General features: G+C 69.4%; 17 protein-coding genes. 9 read left to right on the top strand and 8 right to left on the bottom strand.

The window, feature by feature from the left end; genetic code table 11:
- Positions 1–186: 186 nt before the first annotated feature.
- The 9 genes from LCL87_RS06495 (at position 187) to LCL87_RS06455 (ending at position 7,730) form a co-directional block, all read left to right on the top strand.
- On the top strand, positions 187–1,167 hold the full coding sequence (locus LCL87_RS06495; protein ID WP_225017845.1) for an ABC transporter substrate-binding protein: 981 nt from the start codon (positions 187–189) through the stop codon (positions 1,165–1,167).
- Positions 1,164–1,973 (top strand): ABC transporter ATP-binding protein, encoded by an 810-nt coding sequence (locus LCL87_RS06490; RefSeq protein WP_225017844.1) that lies wholly within the window; start codon positions 1,164–1,166, stop codon positions 1,971–1,973. Before LCL87_RS06495 ends, LCL87_RS06490 begins: the two co-directional genes overlap by 4 nt.
- On the top strand, positions 1,970–2,803 hold the full coding sequence (locus tag LCL87_RS25780; RefSeq protein ID WP_225017842.1) for an ABC transporter permease: 834 nt from the start codon (positions 1,970–1,972) through the stop codon (positions 2,801–2,803). Before LCL87_RS06490 ends, LCL87_RS25780 begins: the two co-directional genes overlap by 4 nt.
- 31 nt (positions 2,804–2,834) lie before the next feature.
- A complete protein-coding gene (locus LCL87_RS06480; protein WP_225017841.1) occupies positions 2,835–3,617 on the top strand; it encodes a class II aldolase/adducin family protein in 783 nt (260 codons plus the stop codon).
- 161 nt (positions 3,618–3,778) lie between these two features.
- The gene (locus tag LCL87_RS06475) at positions 3,779–4,783 is read left to right on the top strand and encodes an NAD(P)/FAD-dependent oxidoreductase (RefSeq protein WP_225017839.1); all 1,005 of its coding nucleotides are present in this window, start codon (positions 3,779–3,781) and stop codon (positions 4,781–4,783) included.
- 3 nt (positions 4,784–4,786) lie between these two features.
- Positions 4,787–5,107: a 4Fe-4S dicluster domain-containing protein gene (locus LCL87_RS06470; RefSeq protein WP_225017837.1), complete on the top strand. Its 321-nt coding sequence runs from the start codon at positions 4,787–4,789 to the stop codon at positions 5,105–5,107.
- A complete protein-coding gene (locus LCL87_RS06465; RefSeq protein WP_225017835.1) occupies positions 5,107–5,958 on the top strand; it encodes an alpha/beta fold hydrolase in 852 nt (283 codons plus the stop codon). Before LCL87_RS06470 ends, LCL87_RS06465 begins: the two co-directional genes overlap by 1 nt.
- Before the next feature lie 140 nt (positions 5,959–6,098).
- A complete protein-coding gene (locus tag LCL87_RS06460; protein ID WP_225017833.1) occupies positions 6,099–6,989 on the top strand; it encodes an IclR family transcriptional regulator in 891 nt (296 codons plus the stop codon).
- Between the two features lie 75 nt (positions 6,990–7,064).
- Positions 7,065–7,730 carry a DUF6891 domain-containing protein gene (locus tag LCL87_RS06455; RefSeq protein ID WP_225017832.1) on the top strand — a complete coding sequence of 222 codons (666 nt, stop codon included), beginning with the start codon at positions 7,065–7,067 and terminating at the stop codon, positions 7,728–7,730.
- Between the two features lie 29 nt (positions 7,731–7,759).
- Here LCL87_RS06455 and LCL87_RS06450 read toward each other — a convergent pair whose 3' ends face one another.
- From LCL87_RS06450 to LCL87_RS06415, 8 genes are all read right to left on the bottom strand, one after another.
- Entirely contained in the window at positions 7,760–9,265 is a 1,506-nt protein-coding gene (locus LCL87_RS06450; protein ID WP_225017903.1) for an AMP-binding protein, read from the bottom strand.
- A 34-nt stretch (positions 9,266–9,299) separates the two neighbouring features.
- Positions 9,300–10,247, bottom strand: coding sequence for an alcohol dehydrogenase catalytic domain-containing protein (locus LCL87_RS06445; protein ID WP_225017830.1), 948 nt, complete (start codon positions 10,245–10,247; stop codon positions 9,300–9,302).
- A gap of 63 nt (positions 10,248–10,310) precedes the next feature.
- Positions 10,311–12,650, bottom strand: coding sequence for a CoA transferase (locus LCL87_RS06440; RefSeq protein ID WP_225017828.1), 2,340 nt, complete (start codon positions 12,648–12,650; stop codon positions 10,311–10,313).
- A gap of 125 nt (positions 12,651–12,775) precedes the next feature.
- On the bottom strand, positions 12,776–13,756 hold the full coding sequence (locus LCL87_RS06435; RefSeq protein WP_225017826.1) for an ABC transporter substrate-binding protein: 981 nt from the start codon (positions 13,754–13,756) through the stop codon (positions 12,776–12,778).
- Positions 13,757–13,796: 40 nt separating this feature from the next.
- On the bottom strand, positions 13,797–14,588 hold the full coding sequence (locus tag LCL87_RS06430; RefSeq protein WP_225017825.1) for an enoyl-CoA hydratase-related protein: 792 nt from the start codon (positions 14,586–14,588) through the stop codon (positions 13,797–13,799).
- A gap of 161 nt (positions 14,589–14,749) precedes the next feature.
- Positions 14,750–14,917 (bottom strand): hypothetical protein, encoded by a 168-nt coding sequence (locus LCL87_RS06425; RefSeq protein WP_225017823.1) that lies wholly within the window; start codon positions 14,915–14,917, stop codon positions 14,750–14,752.
- A gap of 117 nt (positions 14,918–15,034) precedes the next feature.
- Entirely contained in the window at positions 15,035–15,952 is a 918-nt protein-coding gene (locus tag LCL87_RS06420; RefSeq protein ID WP_225017821.1) for an AurF N-oxygenase family protein, read from the bottom strand.
- A gap of 131 nt (positions 15,953–16,083) precedes the next feature.
- A complete protein-coding gene (locus LCL87_RS06415) occupies positions 16,084–16,818 on the bottom strand; it encodes an IclR family transcriptional regulator (RefSeq protein WP_225017820.1) in 735 nt (244 codons plus the stop codon).
- Positions 16,819–16,850 lie beyond the last annotated feature (32 nt).

Below are 16,850 nucleotides of genomic sequence, written 5' to 3'. Positions count from 1 at the left end.
TCCAATTTGTTTCCTTTGCATTTCGAACAATCCTGTCGGACCAGGAGCGATGTTGCGCGGCGGTAAGTTCTCCGGCCCGGTCCGCACGGTGGACCGCGTTGGTTTTCGCCGCTCGTCCGCGCCGTTAGGTTTCTTCACCACGACCCCGCAAATGCGGCGCAGATCACAGAACGAAGGTGTGCACACATGGCCTGGCGATCGACATTCGGCAAGGTGACCCTTGCATCAGCAGCACTTGTTCTCACGGTGGCCGCGGGGGCGTGCAGCCGGCCCGCCACCCAGAGCACGGCCGACACCGGCGGCGGCCCGCTCCGGATCGCAGTGGGCATCGACGCGTCCTACGCGCCGTTCTTCGTGGCCGATCAGGAGGGGATGTTCGCGGACGAGGGACTCGACGTCCAGCTGGTCCAGTTCGGCCGTGGCGGCGAGGCCGTCGACGCGCTGGCCACCGGTCAGGTCCAGGTGGCGGGTAGCTCCGACACCACGACGATCGCGCAGCTGCGTCAGAACCCGTCGCTGCGAGCCATGTACTCGTACGAGGTGTCCGGCGACTACATCAAGGTCGTCCTGCGCAACGGGGTCGACTCGGCGGCCGGCATCAAGAAGATGGGCATCGTTCCGGGGCTGAGCCAGATCTCGACGGACAAGTACCTCGAGGCCAACGGAATCGCCCCGGGCGCAGTCGAGATGGTCTCGGCGACACCGACGGACATGCCCGCGCTCCTCAGCCGCGGCGACATCGACGGTTACGTGTTGTGGGAGCCGTGGCCGGCCACCGCGCTCTCGCAGGGCAGTGGGCACGTGGTCGCGGTCACCGGCGACTACGACTGGTTCTACCACCACTGGGCCATCACGACGGCCCCGTGGCTGGACCAGAACGAGGACACCGCCCGCAAGATCGCGAAGGTGCTCGCCCAGGCGAGCGAGCGGGTCGAGTCCGACCCGCAGACGGCGGCCGCCGCGACCAAGAAGGCCGTCAACGTGGCCGAGGACCAGACCGTCACTGCAGTGAGCGAAATCGATTTCGGTGTCGAGAATCTCACCGAGAAGGACGTGGAGTCCGCGCAGTCGATCGTCGACTTCTACAAGAAGATCGGCGTTCTCTCCGAGCAGCCCGACCTCACCTCGGCGATGCTGCTCGATTGGTATCAGGAGGACAAGCAATGACAGCGACAACCACCATCAAGGGCGTCCCCATCGACGTCCGCGATCTGGGCATCAGTTTCGGTGCCGCCGAGATCGTCTCGGGTATCGACCTCGACGTCCGGCCGGGCGAGTTCGTCTGCCTGCTCGGTCCGAGCGGCTGCGGCAAGTCGACCCTGCTCTCGGCGATGGCGGGCTTCGTGAAGCCCTCCGCCGGCGAGATCGTGTGCGACGGTGACGAGGTCTACGGGAGCAACCCGCACGCGGGCATGGTCTTCCAGAGCTCGGAGGCGCTCTTCGAGTGGATGACAGTCAGCCAGAACGTGGCGTACGGACCCCGCATGCACGGCGCCGACAAGGCGGCTCAGGCCCGGATCGCCGCCGAGTACCTGGCGATGGTCGGTCTGCCGCACGCCGGTGACAAGTTCCCGGCCCAGCTCTCGGGCGGCATGCGTCAGCGCGTGCAGATCGCCCGCGTCCTCGCGAACCAGCCGTCCCTCGTCCTGATGGACGAGCCCTTCGGCGCGCTCGACGCCCAGACCCGCCAGGTGCTGCAGACCGAACTCGACAAGATCTGGCGGCACACCGGTTGCACCGTCGTCTTCGTCACGCACGACATCGACGAGGCGCTCACCCTGGCGGACCGCGTCGTCGTGATGTCGGCGGGACCGAAGGCGCGCATCAAGAGCATCTACGAGGTGGATGCACCCCGGCCGCGCGATCGCGCCCATCCCGAGGTGATCGATCTGTACGAGCAACTGCGGGACGACATCCGCGCCGAGGTCGTGGCGTCGCTGCGCAACCAGGGCATCGAGGAGGACCAGCTGTGACCGCCGTGGCCGATACCCCCACCACCGCGCGCGCCGCGCGCACAACCCGCACCCGTCGCCGCAGTGCCGGTGCGTCCGCCGCTGCGGTGCGCACCGCGCTGCTGTGGATCGCGTCCGCCGCGATCGGCCTGGCGGTGTGGTCGTTCCTGGCCTGGTGGTACGGGCCGACGACCATCGCCTCACCGGCCGAGGTGTGGACGGCCGCAACCGAACTGGCCGAGAGCGGGGTGCTGTGGACGTCGATCTGGGCGTCCGCGCAACGCATCCTCATCGGCTGGAGCCTCGGCGTCGTGATCGGTGCGCCGATCGGCATCCTCATGGGTCGCGTGAACATCGTGCGGCAACTCCTCGACCCCTACATCGAGTTCTTCCGCTTCATCCCGCCGATCGCGTTCGTGACCCTCGCGGTGGTGTGGTTCGGCATCGGTGAGACCTCCAAGGTCGTCCTGATCTTCTACACCTCGGTCTTCATCGTCACCGTCAGCACGATCGCCGCCACCGTCTCGATCAGCGAGAACAAGCTGCAGGCTGCAGCGAATCTGGGGGCGGGCAAGCTGCAGCTCATGAAGACGGTGGTGCTGCCGTCGTCGGTGCCCGGCATCATCACCGGTGCCCGCCTCGCGATGGGCAACAGCTTCCTGACGATCGTCTCCGCCGAGATCGTCGCCGCCGACCACGGTATCGGCTCGATGATCTGGCAGGCCCGCAACTACGGCCGGATCGACTGGACGTTCGTCGGCATCATCGTGCTGGGCATCATGGGCTTCCTGTTCGATCGGATCCTGCGCCTGCTCTCGACGCGGTACCTCGCCCGCTACGGCGTCAAGTAGACCCTCCACCCGTCGAACCAGAAGGGACGCAATGACTCACGCACCCACCATCGCCGAGTTGGCCGGGATCCCCGGACGACCCGAGTCCGACGACGTCGAGAGCGAACGCCGGCGCCGGAAGGCCGCGGTGATCGGCGGCTACCGGATCCTCTCGCGTTTCGGTCTCGACGAGGGCATCTCGGGGCACATCACGGCCCGGGACCCGGAGCGTCCCGACACGTTCTGGACGGCGCCGTTCGGCCGGCACTTCTCACAGGTCGGGCCGGACGAGCTGCTGCACGTCGACTCCGACGGCACCATCCTGTCGGGCGACGGGCCACTCAACCGGGCCGCCTTCGTCATCCACTCCAAGGTGCACGAGGCTCGACCGGACGTCGTCGGCGCCGTGCACGCACACGGGCTGCAGGGCAAGGCGTTCTCGTCGCTGCACCGTCTGCTGAGCCCGATCACGCAGGACGCGTGCGCCTTCTACGAGGACCACTCGATCTACGACGAGTACCACGGTGTCGCGCTCGACGAGGAGGAGGGACTGCGCATCGCGGCCGCGCTGGGACCCAACAAGGCGGTCGTGCTCACCAACCACGGTCACCTGACGGTCGGGACCTCGGTCGAGAGCGCCGTGTGGTGGTACGTGTCGATGGAACGGTCGATGCAGGCCGAGCTGGCCGCGCGTGCCGCCGGGGATCCCGTTGCGCTGCAGCACGACATCGCCGCGCAGACGTACGAGGCCGTCGGTACCGAGAAGGTGGGCTGGTTCGCCTACTCGACCATCATCCAGAAGATCGCCGCGGAGGAGCCGCACATCTTCGGCTGACTCCTCTGCGCCCCGTGACGGCGGGCCCACCGGCAGACCTCCCCTTCGCCGGTGGGCCCGCCTTTCGGCGTGTGCGCACTCCTGCGTGCGGGACCGAACACAGTCTGCTGACCGGACCGGTTTCATATGTCAAGGGCACCAACGTCATTAGCGTTGCCGACATGAACGCTTCGTCCAACGTCTCGACCGAGCTCGAGGTCGACATCCTGATCATCGGCGCCGGCCCGGCGGGCCTCTACGGCGCGTACTACGCCGGCTTCCGGGGCCTGCGGGTGGCCGTGCTGGACGCGCTGTCCGAGCCCGGCGGGCAGGTGAGTGCGATGTACCCGGAGAAGGCCATCCTCGACATCGCCGGGTTCCCCTCCGTGAAGGGGCGCGATCTGATCGACGGACTGCTCGAGCAGGCAGCGCCGTACGACCCGCAGTACCTGCTCGGGGAGCAGGCGCAGACCCTCACACACCTCGCGGACGGTCGTGCCGTCGTCGGAACGAGCAAGGGGCGCAGGGTCACCGCCGGTGCGGTGATCGTCACCGGTGGCATCGGCACCTTCACGCCCCGCCCGCTCGCCAAGGGCCTCGACTTCCTCGATCGCGGGCTCAGCTACTTCGTCCCGGATCTGTCGGCGCACGCCGGCAAGGACGTCGTGATCGTCGGCGGCGGCGACAGCGCCTTCGACTGGGCGGTTCACCTCGAGCCGATCGCGTCGTCGGTCACCCTGGTGCACCGCCGCGACAAGTTCCGTGCGCACGCGGCGACGGTCACGAAGGTCCGCGAGAGCGGTGTGCGGATGATCGTCAACGCGGACGTGTCCGCGGTCCGCGGCAACGGCTGGATCTCCGAGGTGGACGTCGCACACAAGCTCGAGAAGAGCACCAGCACCTTGCCTGCGCAGTCCGTCATCGCTGCACTCGGCTTCACCGCCGATCTGGGTCCGCTGACGGAGTGGGGTCTCGAGATCGACTCGCGCCACATCGTCGTGAACACCCGCATGGAGACCGCGGTTCCCCGCGTGTACGCGGCCGGCGACATCACCGACTACCCCGGCAAGGTCCGGCTCATCGCGGTCGGCTTCGGAGAGGCGGCGACCGCGGTCAACAACGCGGCCGCGGTGATCGACCCCGACGCGGAGATCTTCCCCGGACATTCCACCGAACAGGAGGGCTGAACAATGGCATTCGTCATCGGCGAGGCATGCATCGACTACACGGACCGGTCCTGCATGGAGGAGTGCCCGGTCGACTGCATCTACGAGGGGGAGCGCAAGCTCTACATCAATCCGAACGAGTGCATCGACTGCGGCGCATGCGAACTCGCGTGCCCGGTAGAGGCCATCACCGTCGACCGCAAGGCCGACCCCGAGTACAAGGAGGACGCCAAGCGGTTCTTCCTGGAGATCCTGCCGACCCGGGCCGAGCCCGTCGGCAATCCGGGTGGCGCGGCCAAGATCGACGTGATCGGCGTCGACACCCCGATGGTGGCGGCGTACTGATGGGCGTGCGGTTCGGTTACGCGGACACGTCGTTCGGTCAGCTGCACTACGCCGACCAGGGGCGGGGGCCGGTGATCCTGCTGCTGCACCAGACCCCGCGCTCGTGGGACGAGTTCCGCGAGCTGATTCCGTTGCTGGCGAGCAACTTCCGGGTCGTCGCGATGGACATGGTGGGGTTCGGTGCGAGCGCGTCGCTTCCCGCCCCGCAGACCATCGAGGTGTTCGCGCAGGGGGCATGGGAGCTGCTCGACGCCCTGGGCGTCGACCGGGCCACCGTGCTGGGGCACCACACCGGTGCGGCCGTGGCGCTCGAGATGGCGGCGGCGGACGATGGACGACTCGACGCCGTCGTGCTGTCGTCGTGCCCGTGGGCGGATGCCGAGTACCGTGCCGGTCACGCGGGAGCGGGCGGGGTGGACTGCGCCGAGCGTGTCCCGGACGGCGCCCACCTGCGGACGCTGTGGGATCTGCGCCGCCCGTACTACCCGGAACCGGTCACGGACCTGCTGGACCGGTTCCTCCACGACGCGCTCGCCTTCGGCGTCGACCCGGCCGAGGGGCATCGGGCGTGCGGCCGGTACCGGATGGAGGACCGGGTCGGGGACGTTGCCGTGCCCGTGCTGCTGATCGGTGCGGGAGCGGACCCGTTCTCGATGCCCGCGCTGCCGAAGCTGCGCACGCACCTGACGGCGGCACCGTCGGTGACCGAGGTCGTCATCGAGGACGGCACCGTGGCCCTCGTCGAACGGCACGCGGGCCGGGTCGCGACCGCGGTGTGCGAGTTCCTGGCGAATGTGAACACCGGCGCCGGCGCGGTGACGGCGGACACGCTGGTTACGCGGCATTTGTAAACCCTGTGAAACCGGTCCGCTGGGCGGAACGTGTGACGTGCGTCTCGGGACTTTGGTCCCTAGCGTCACTGACACCGAAAGGGTTACACCGCTCGGACCTCCGAGTCGGAGAGAGCCCCGCAGAGTGCCAGGAGGCCGCAGTGACGACAGCGATGCAGCGATCGGTCGATCTCGGTTCGGTGGTGCCGATCCAGTCGGCTCGGGGGCAGGGCGGCGAGATGTCGTCGGTGCTGGGGAAGGCCCGCTCGATCCTCGACGCCTTCGACAACGACCACAGCGATCTCTCGCTCACCGAGCTGACGCGCCGCAGCCGGGTCGCCAAGGCCACGGTGCACCGTCTCGCGGGGGAACTGGTCGAGTGGGGCCTGCTCGAGCGGGCCGGCACGAAGTACCGCCTGGGGCTGCGCCTGTTCGAGCTGGGACAGTTGGTGCCCCGGCAGCGGATCCTGCGTGACGCGGCACTGCCGTACATGGAGGATCTGCTGCTGGCGACGCAGGAGACCGTGCACTTCGCGGTGCGGGACGGCATCGACGTCCTCTACATCGAGAAGATCATCGGCCACCGCGGGCTCAATCAGCAGTCCCGCGTCGCCGGCCGGCTGCCGCTGTACTGCACTGCCACCGGGAAGATGATCCTGGCGTTCTCCCCGCAGTCGGTGTTCGACGAGGTGGTCGAGCAGGGCTTCACCGCGCTCACGTCGCGGACGACGATGTCGGTGTCGGTTCTGCGCCAGCAGCTCGAGCGGATGCGCAAGGAACAGCTGGCGGTCGAGGTCGAGGAGACGCGACTGGGCTACATGAGCGTCGCGGTTCCGGTCTTCAGCGGACCCACCACGATCGCCGGCGCCCTGTCGGTCACGGGCCCCACCGTTCGTCTCAACGTCAGCCGGGTCACCGGCGCGCTGCGCACCGCGGGGATGGGGATCAGCCGCGCCCTGCACGCGATGAAGTGCACGCACGCCCCCGCCGACCTCGCGCGGGGGATGGCCTGCAGCCCCACGATGTGCTCGTTCAACGGCTGCGGCAAGTGAGTGTCGGGAGCGCTGGGTAGTCTCGTGGGCCCCGGGTGATCTGCCCGGTTCCACGAGTCGTCTGGAGGTGGCGCTGTGAGCGCGTTGTCCGACCCGAATGCGTTCCCGCCCTATGCAGTTCTTCCCGAACTGCCCCTCGACGAGGACGACCGAGCCGAGCTCGGCCGGCAGATCTGGGATCAGCTGATCACAGGCCGGGACGACGTCGACGACTTCATCGACTGCTACGGCGAGGACTACGAGCTCACCGAGGAACAGCTCGAGGCGGCGTTCGCTGCGCTCCGCACGGCCCGGCTGCGGCAGCAGGCGGAGATCGGGGCGTACACGTCCCGCACGACCTCCGCCTTCGAGGAACTGAACGCCAACGGTGTCGTCGCCCGGGCGGACTTCTCCTGCTGCGGCAGCTGCGCGTCCGGTGAGATCTGGGACGAGCGCGACGACAGCCGCCACTGGAAGGGGTACGTGTACTTCCACCAGCAGGACACCGACCGTCTCGTCGAGGACGGGAGGACCTACATCGGTTACGGCGCGTTTCCGCCCGAGAAGTTCGACGAAGCCGCCTACGACGCGCTCAGTGAGGACGCGAGGGCGGCCCTCTACGCGGCCGACGTGACGCTCCTGCTCGAGGACGAGGTGTTTCCCGTCCTTCGCCGGCACGGCATCGAGCCGGTGTGGGACCGGAACCTCGGCACGCGGGTGCTGCTCGAGAACGCCGACTGGTACGCCCCGATCGAGGCGTAGCGCGTCCGTTCGTCGCGGTCGGGCGGACGTCAGCGGCCGGGCGCGGTTCCGACGGCATCGGCATCCCACGTGTGTGCCCCGACGCCACGTTCCCGTAGCTCCGCCTTGCGCACCTTGCCCGTCTCGGTGAGAGGCAGGGCATCGACGACGTCGATGTACCGGGGCAGCGCGAAGTAGGCGAGATGCGGTTCGGCGAACCGGCGCAGCTCGGCAGGGTCGACGTGGTGTCCGGGCCGGCCGACGACGGCGGCCATCACCTCGTCCTCGGCCAACTGCGACGGGACCGGGAACACCGCCACCTGCGCGACGGCGGGATGCTGCGCGAGTACGTCCTCGACCTCGGCCGACGAGATGTTCTCGCCGCGGCGCCGGATGACGTCCTTGATCCGATCGACGAACCGGAACCAGCCGTCGGCCTCGCGGACCACGCGGTCACCGGTGGCCAGCCACGCACCGGGAGCCGGCGACGGGTCGCCGAGGTAGCCGAGCGCGAAGGCGCCGTCGAGCCCGGTGCGCACCAGCAGTTCGCCCGCCGTGCCGTCCGACACGGCGACGCCGTCCGGGGCGACGACCAGCGCGTCGTAGCCCGGCATGATCGTGCCGAGGTAGCCCGCGCGTCGGTCACCGGGGAGGGTGCCGAGCACGAGATTGGTCTCGGTCGTGCCGAAGCCGTCGATCAGCTCGATGCCGAACCGGTCTCGGAACGGCCGCCACAGCCGCTCGGGTGTCGCAGGGGAGAGCGCACGCGTCGCCCGGTGCGCCCGATCGTCCGGCGTCGGCGGCCGGCCGGCCAGCATGGCGACCATCGCGCCGAGCAGATACACGACGGTCGCGTCGACGTCGGCCACCCGCCGCCAGTACTCGCGCACCGAGAAGTGTTGTCCCAGCACGAAGGTGCCACCCGCCACCACGGCCTGGAAGAAGGCGTTGATGGCATTGGTGTGGAACAGCGGCAGGCCGTTGTAGAGGACGTCGTCGGCGTCCAGATCCAGCGATGCCCCCACGCCCCGCCCCCACCACAGGAACTGGGCGTGGGGACACAGCACTCCCTTCGGCAGCCCGGTGGTGCCGGAGGTGAACAGCACGGCAGCCGGGTCGAGCGCCGAGATGACCGCCTCGGGCGGCACCGGTGCTGAATCCGGCTGCGGCGCAGAGTCGGAACCGACGATCCACCGCTCGCCGCGGAAGCCCGCCCCCTCGACCCGGGCGACGTACTCCGGTTCGACGAGCAGTCGGCGCGCGCCCGACGCCGCGAGGACGTGGCTCAGCGCGTCGCCGCGGAAGGCGGTGTTGAGCGGCACCGCGACGGCGCCCAGCCACGCGCAACCGAGGATCAGGTCGATCAGCTCGATGCGGTTCGTGGTCATCGCGGCGACCGGATCGCCGCGCCGGACCCCGCGGCGCGCGAGCGACGCGGCCATCGCGGCTGCGCGGTCCGCCAGTTCGCGGTAGGTCACCCGCACGTCCCCGACGCGCAGCGCGGTGTGCTCGCCGCGGCGATCGGCGCGGTCGAGGAGCAGCGCCGGGATCGTCATCGATTCCGGCAGTGGCAGTGCTCCTGTCACATGGTCACGGAACGACGACGGCACGGCCGGCGACCTTGCCCTCACGCATCAGGTGCAGCGCGTCGGCGATATCGTCGAGCGGGAACTGCTGGACCGCGAGGCGGATGTCGCCGGCCACGAGGCGGGCGATCATGTCGGGAGCGAGTTCGGCCTGGCGTGCGGTCTTGCGAATCATGTTGACCGGCAGGATCGCAACGTCACTGAGCAGCCAGTTCGGCAGGTCGATCGTGAGCTGCGTGCCGAGGGTGTAGCCGATCAGCGCGGCGCGCCCGCCCGGCACGACGCGGGCGAGCAGGTGCGGCAGCGCGTCCCCACCCAGGGTGTCGATCAGGACCTCGGCGACCGGATCGGGCCCGAGTGCCTCGGCCACCTCCTCGCCGCGCCCGACGATCGGCCGGACACCCTCCGGCAGCAGCGCGACCTGGTCCTCGCGAGGCACCACCCCGATCACCTCGGAGGCCCCGGCCAGCAGCGCGAACTGCGCGGCCATCGCCCCCACCGCGCCCGACGCTCCCGACACGACGACCCGCTCGCCCACCCGGACGTCGGCGACGTCGTGGACGGCCACGTATCCGGTGGTGCTGGGCAGCAGGAAGGTTGCCGCGATTGCCGGGTCGAGACCCGAGTCGAACGGGGTGAACGCCTTGTCCGCGGCCACCACGTACTCGGCCCAGCAGCCGTTCTTGAACAACCCGATCCCGCCGCCGCGCACCAGAACCCGAGTTCCGGGCGCGAAGGTGTCGGATTCAACGACGGTGCCCGCGCCGTCCGTGCCGCCGATGTGCGGCAGCGCCGGACGGACGTCGAACGTGCCGCTCGCGACCGTCATGTCTAGGTGGCCGAGGGCGGCCGCGTCGATCCGGACCAGGGTCTGGCCGGACTCCCGGGTGGGGGCGTCTACCTCGTCGATCACGGGGGCCTGTCCGAAACTGTGGAGCCGAGCGGCGCGCATGTGTTCTCCTTCTGGATCTTTCGAAAACTGGGTCGGCCCGTTGGCCGTGGAATCAGGCCGGGATCAGGTCAGGACGCCGTCGGCGCGCAGCCGGGCGATGGTCTCGGGTGGATACCCGGCGACGTCGCGCAGCACGGCGTCGGTGTCGGCGCCGAGCAGTGGGGCCGCGCGGCGGATCGACACCGGGGCACCCACCCGAACGGGTGCTCCCTCGTGCAGGAAGCGGCCGGCCTTCGGGTGGTCACCGGGAACGTAGTAGCCGCGTGCCCGCAGGTGCGGATCGCTCTCGACCAGATCGCGACCGTTCTGGACGGCACCGGCGGGGACACCGGCGGACTGGAGGCGGTCGGCGACGGTCTCGGCGGGCAGGGACGCCGTCCACGACGCGATCGCGTCGGCGATCTCGGCCTCGTGCTCGCGGCGTCCCGGTGCAGTGCGGAACCTGCTGTCGTCGGACCATTCCGGACGTCCGAGCGCCTCGCACAGGTGCTGCCAGTCGGTGGCGTCGCGGACCGCGATCGTGCACCAGCGCTCGCCGCCGAGGCACCGGAAGACCCCGTGTGGCGACATCGTGGGATGGGCGTTGCCGATCGGTGTCGGGAACCGTCCGGTGCCGGTGGCCTGGACGACGCTGGTGCCCATGTGCGACGCCATCGCCTCGAGTTGGGACAGGTCGACGTGCTGGCCGCGGCCGGTGCGGTCGCGGTGCTCGAGCGCGGCGAGAACGGCGGTCGCGGCCTGCAGTCCCGCCACGATGTCGCCGTGGCCGTAGATCACGCCCACCACCTCGTCGGCGCTCCAGCCGGTCAGCGCCGTCAACCCGGTTGCCGCGGAGACGATGTCGGCGTACGACACCCAGCCGCTGCGCGGCCCGGTGTGGCCCATGCCGGACATCGAGACGTAGACGATGTCGGGGCGCAGTTCACGTAGCCGCTCGTACCCGAAGCCCATCTTCTCCATGACCGACGAACTGAAGTTCTCCACGACGACGTCGCTCTGCGCGATCAGGTCCGCGAGAACCTCGAGACCGGCGGGGGAGCGGGTGTCGAGGGTGATGCTGCGCTTGTTCCGGTTGACGTCGTTGAAGTAGCCGCTGGTGTCGGGGTCGTCGTGCGGGCCGCGGGACAGGTGCATGAACGGCGCGAACCGTGTCGGGTCCGGCCGGCCCAGCGACTCGACCTTGACGACGTCCGCGCCGTGGTCGGCGAGGATGCGGGTGCAGTACGGCCCGGCGAGCACCCACGTGAGATCCAGGACCCGGATGCCGTCGAGCGGCAGCCTCGTCGAATCGCTCTCGGGCACGGCATGATTCCGCTCTCCGACTGCGTCGAGAAGTGGCTGGTGTTCACCGAGGCCGGCCACCGGGAGGTCGCGGACGCGGGTGCCCTCCGGGAAGGCGAAGCCGAAGCCCAGATCGCGCGTCACGCCCGCGTCGGACACGACGTCGACGAAGAAGTCGCGGTCGTTCAGTTGCGGGTTGAGGAGCAGCTCGTCCGGGCGGTCGACGGCCGACCACGGCAGTTTGCGGGTCTGCGCCGCGACCGCGAACTCCTCCTTGGTCCACTTGTCGAGGAAACGCTGCACCACCTCGAAGATGTGGTCCTGATGCCGCTTTCGTTCCACCGGATCGCCCCAGCGGGGATCGGCGAGGTCGTCGGCCGCGCCCTCCTCGACGAGCCAGGCGAGCAGCGCGTCCCACATGCGGGGGCTGCCGCCCAGTCCGCCACCCAGGAAGCCGTCGGACGCGCGGAACAGACCGTGCGGCACCAACGGGTGCACGCGCCCGGGTCGCGGCGGCACCCGGTCCTCGTGCAGGTAGGCGAGCGTGCCGGCCTCGAGACTCGCGGCGACGCACTCCTGGGCGGAGACGTCGACGACCGGCACCGGGCCGCGTCGGCGCGCGCGTAGCCCGAGGAGCGCGCCGATCGCGGCGTTGACGCCGGCCAACTGCTCGGCCTGCCCCTCGGGGAGCAGGAGGGGAGGGCCGCCCGGATCGCCGACCTGGGCCAGCATGCCGCCGACGGCGGCGACGGTGAGATCGGTTGCCGCCCAACCGCTGCGCGGTCCGTCGACGCCGAACGGGGTCACCCGCACGTGCACGGTCGAATCGCGCTGCACCGAAACCGGTTCGGCCCCCGGGGCGCTGCCGTCGAGGAAGATGTCCGACGCCGCGACCAGCCGTGCAAGGTCACGACGTCCGGTGTCCGACCCGACATCGAGGACGACGGACTTCTTGCCGGCGTGCCAGTGGCCGTAGGCGTGCCCGCCGAACTCGTGCCGGCTGGGATCGCCGTCGGCCGGTTCGACGAGGACGACGTCGTAGCCGAGGCCGACGAGGATACGTCCGGCGAAGCGGGTGAAGGGGCTCGACAGTTCGACCACCCGGATTGCGGATTCGACCACGGCTGCTCCGATCGGTGACGCGGATTCTTCGGTGAGTGCGCCGACACTATGGCGACGCCGGGTCCCGGGAAACGATTCCGTTCTGCTGACCGAACCGGGCGCGGTCCGGCCGGCAGAACGGGCGGTCAATCGCCCTTCGCGTGCTCGGTCACCCAGCCGTGCAGCATCACCGTGTCGGTGTCGACGGATCCGGCGATCTTGCCCTGGTCGCGGAAGAACGTGACCAGGTCGTCGGCGCGGGCCGTGTCGTCGGCGGTGAAGTCGCGTCCGACGAAGTCGATCTGGGTCACCGTGCGCTTCGCCTCCGCCGGATCCATCTGGATCGCCGATGCGATCGCGGTGGCCGCGCGATCGGGATCCGAGTTCACGATCGCGGCCGCGTCGGCGACCACCGCGAAGACCCGGGCCGCCAGGTCCTCGTTCGCGGCCAGCCACGACTCCGAGGTGAGCAGCCACTGCGAGTAGCGGGCACCGAAGTCGCCGCTGGTGCCGACGACGCGTCCACCGGTCGCCACGGCCTGCGCGACCCACGGGTCGAACGAGATGAAACCGTCGATGTCGCCGCGAGCGAGCAGCGCGGGCTGCTCCGGCGGGCTGGTGCTCACCAGCTTCACCGCGGCCGGGTCGAGGCCGAGGCTGCGCAGGTACGCGTCGGTGAAGTACAGGCCGATGCCGGGGAACACGCCCATCGTCTTGATCGACTGCGGCGTGACGCCCGGGCGGAGCACCACCTGGAAGTAGCGGTCGGACTCCTCGTAGACGCCGAGTGCGCGCAGGCTCGGGTTGGCGGCCATCACCGTCAGGGCGGTCGAGTCGGCGTTGCCGGACATCTCGGAGGTGCCGGCCACGACATTCTGGGCGCTCGCGGCGCCGCCCTCGGTCTGGATGATCTGCACGTTCAGGCCTGCCGCCTCGAACAGGCCCTCCTTCTCGGCGACGAAGAACGGTGCGTACGACGGATCGACGCCGACCGAGATGCGGACCAGTCCGTCGGGGGCGGACGCGGCCGACTCGGATGCGGGCCGGGAACAGGCGGTGGCGGCGACGGTGACCGCGGCGAGTGCCGCGACGGCGGCCAGTGCGCGGCGCCGGAATCTGGAGGTCATGGGTTTCCTTCGTGGGGAGGGGAATCGGTGCGTGCTGTGCTCAGTGGCCGGTGAACGACGGCGGCCGCTTGTCGAGGAAGGCCTGCAGCCCCTCGGCGGTGTCGCGGGTGCGGATCAGTTCGAGGACGGCGGCGAACTCGACATCGAGTGCCTCGTCGAGTGGAAGCGCGCGGCCCTCTTCGACGATTCGCTTGAGCATGCCGATGGTGCGCGTCGGCTTCGCGGCCAACTCGGTCGCGAGTTCATCGATGCGGGAATCGAATCGGTCATCGGGGACCACCTCGTCGACCAGTCCGATGCGCAGGGCTTCGGCGGCCGACAGCCGGCCTCCCTGGATCATCAGCAGCTTCGCGCGATGGGCTCCGAGCAGTCGGGGGAGTCGCTGACTGCCGCCGGCGCCGGGAAAGAGCCCGAGCCCCATCTCGGGGAAGCCGATGGTCGCCGACTCCGTCATCACTCGGACGTCGCACGCGAGCGAGAGTTCCGCGCCGCCGCCCAGAGCATGGCCGTTCAAAGCTGCGACAACGGGTTTCGGTGCCGACTCGAGCAGCTTCTGCACGTCGATCCACGGCCGCATCGCGCGCTGCGTCGCCTCGGTGAGCTCACGCATGACCCCGATGTCGGCACCCGCGACGAAGAATCGACCGGTTCCACGCACGACGATGCAGCGGACGTCGGGGTCGGTGGACAGCGGTGGCAGGACGGTGAGCAGTTGGGCGATCAGCGCGGGATCGAACGCGTTGGCGGGCGGCCGGTCGATCGTGAGTGTCGCGATGCCGTTCGCGAGGGTCACGTCGACGCACTCGGTGGTGGGTGGGCTGTCGATCGTCATGGCGGCTCCAGGTCTCGGTGAATCGGGTCCGGTGAACCCGTGGAGAGGAGCCGAGTATCGACGGCAGGTGGTGCGGTGGGCACGACCGTCGGTCCGGTGGGCGAACCGGAAACGTCACCGTTACGAACAGTGACGCGGCACCCACCGGACCGGATGTCGGATCAGGGCAGCGATGCCCCGCGCCGGTCGAAGCTGATCCGGCGTTCGATCAGCTGCTGGATGCGATCGGCGGGGGTGGCTCGCGCCACGGCGGGATCGAGGGCCGAATCCAGTTGCGCGAAGGGCACGGTCGTGACGACGGGCCGCGTCTCGGTCGCGTCGGGCGGCATCGGGCGAATGTAGTCGGCTCGGTGTGGGGAGGGCAATCGACCCCGGATACGCGAAATGCGCGGTGCGCGCGACCTCCCCCTGCTCGCACACCGCGCACTCGCGCCGTGACCCTGCCCTCAGAGCAGGTGGACCTTCTTGTACAGCACCTTGGACGGACCGCCGACCAGACCGACGCTGTCGAGGAAGCTCATGAGCTTCGAACCCGACGTGCGGATCTTGTCGTGGTGGTACTTGTTGGCGCGCGCGACCTCGAGGGCGCGTTCCTTGTCGAGACCGGCGTTCGCGTACACGTCGGGGTGGATCATGCTCTTCATGACGAAGTAGACGGTGGCGGCGGTGCTGACCCGCTCGAATGCCCGTCGGGCGCGGGACGCGCCCTGCAGCCGGCGCGCGACCTCCTCGCGGGCGAAGCGGATGTGCCGTGCCTCCTCGAGGACGTGGATCTTGCTGACGGTGCGGGTGATCGGCTGGACGCGCTCGTCCTTCATGAAGTCGCGCTGCATCATGTCGAGGATCTCCTCGGCAGCCATGACGCTCGCGTACGCGTTGGCGCCGCGGAAGAGGCCACCCCACAGGCGACCGGCCTTGTGGATGAACGTGATCGGGCCGTAGTCGGGCATCCCGAACTTCTCGCCGGCGCGGGCGAACATCACCGAGTGGCGGCACTCGTCCGCGACCTCGGTGAGCGCGAACTGCACGTGGCGCGAATGCTTGTCGCGACCGTAGACGTCGCGCAACAGCATCTGCATGAGCAGGATCTCGAACCACAGGCCCACGCTCGAGACGCTCGCGGCCTCGTGCTTGGTGAGCTCGATCTTCTGCTCGTCGGTCAGCTCGTCCCACAGCGCGGTGCCGTACAGCGTGCTCCACTCGGGGGTGAGCCCGAACTTGTCGGTGGGCAGCGGGGCGTTCCAGTCCACCTCGACCATCGGGTCGTACGACTTGCGGGCAGACGACGCGAGCAGGCGCCGCGCGGTCTCCTCGCGATCGGACACCGGCGGAGCTGTGCGGGTCGACGGAATCGCAGTGGTCATGACGCCCCCTCTTGCTGTCACCGCCGCGGTCGCGGCGAGCCATCTGTGTGTGACGGTCGGTAACTGTTAGCCGAACCATACAATGGCGATTGTCACGATGGCAATGGGTGAGTCGTGGGGTGTCGCCTCGGTCAGCGCTGTCGGGCCCCCCTCAATTCGGTTGCCACGTCGCGGACCAGCGCGCCGATCTCCGCGTATCGATCGGGCGTGAGCCGGGTGTCCGGACCGCTCACGATCACCGCGCCGATCGGGTTTCCGGTCGAGTCCGCGATCGCGGCGGCGATGCTCGTCGACCCTGGCTGGACGGCGCCCTCGCACAGTGACCATCCGCGGGTCCGGATCTCGGTGTAGTCGGCGTCGGCGAGGAGGGCCGTCGGGTCGGATGCGAAGCCGGCGCGGGCGTCGGGCGTGAGCAGGGCGCAGATCGCGCGTCCCGCCGCGCTCGTCTCGACCGGGTGGATCTGGCCGACCTGCAATGCCGCGCGGACGATCTGCTTGCCCTCGGCGACGTCGGCGACCGTGATCGTCGATTCGTCGAGGATCGCCAGATGGGCCGTCTCGCCCGTCGCGTCACGCAACGAGCCGAGGAGCGGACGGGCCCGGGCGGGGAGTGGTGAGGACGCGAGGGCCCGGCCTGCGACGATCAGCGGTTTGGTCGACACCTCCCATCGCGGTGGCGAATCGGGAAGCGGGCGAATCCATCCCGCGTCGTGCAGGGTCGCCAGCGTGCGCTGAAGTGCGCTCTTGTCCTCGTCGAGGACTCGGGAGAGTTCGGTCAATCCGATCGGCTGGTGCTCGGAGATCGCCTCGACGACGCGGAGACCGCGCGCGAGGGTGCCCAATGTCTTGACTGAGATGTGGATCACCCCTACTCTGTATCTGCAAGTGATACCTAGTA

The sequence above is a fragment of the Prescottella equi genome, assembly GCF_020171745.1.
GTDB lineage: Bacteria > Actinomycetota > Actinomycetes > Mycobacteriales > Mycobacteriaceae > Prescottella > Prescottella equi_A.
This window is presented reverse-complemented; position numbering and strand designations above follow the sequence as displayed.